The organism is Autumnicola edwardsiae (assembly GCF_031846505.1).
Classification (GTDB): Bacteria; Bacteroidota; Bacteroidia; order Flavobacteriales; family Flavobacteriaceae; genus Autumnicola; species Autumnicola edwardsiae.
Genome location: NZ_JAVRHP010000285.1, coordinates 1 through 660 on the forward strand (window position 1 = coordinate 1; position 660 = coordinate 660).

Consider the following 660-nt stretch of genomic DNA (forward strand, 5'->3'; position numbering starts at 1 on the left):
GTGGAGCTATGAGTGCAAACAATGCAGGAGTAGGATCTCCCTTCGCAGTGGAACGATCATGCAAAGTTCAAAGCTTTCTTTTTTGACCTGGTACAAAACCATGTTTTTGATGAGTGCTACTAAAAAAGGATTTTCCAGTAAAGAGATCCAGACTCAGCTGGGCCTGAAAAGATATGAACTGGTCTGGGCGATGGTGCATAAAATACGTAAAGCAATCGGCAATCGGGACGCCCGCTATAGTTTAGAAGGGATGATAGAAATGGACGAAGGCTATTTTACAGTGGAGTCATCTGCAGTAGAACAAGATAAAGGAATCCGTGGCCGGGGAGCAGCCGGAAAACAAAATGTGGCCATCATGGCAGAATCCACTCCTTTGGAAGATATCAAAACCGGAAAAAAATCAAGACAGGCCCGCTATTTTAAGGCAAAGGTTCTCACCAGCCATGCGGCGGAGGAGATTAATCAAACGGTAAGCGAATCTATAGATGAAAAGAGTATCGTTTTTACCGACAAAAGCACCTCGTATGTGGATATCGCTGATTATGTGGAACTTCATATCAGTGAAAAATCCAATAAGGACACTACTAAAGAAACTTTGAAATGGGTGCACCTTGCAATAAGCAATGCTAAGCGGAACCTGCTGGGGAACTATCATAAAAT

General features: G+C 43.2%; 1 protein-coding gene. It reads left to right on the forward strand.

Annotation, left to right across the window (positions count from 1 at the left end; translation table 11 throughout):
- A partial coding sequence (locus tag RM529_RS17675; RefSeq protein ID WP_311486047.1) for an IS1595 family transposase occupies positions 1-660 on the forward strand: 660 nt, incomplete at both ends.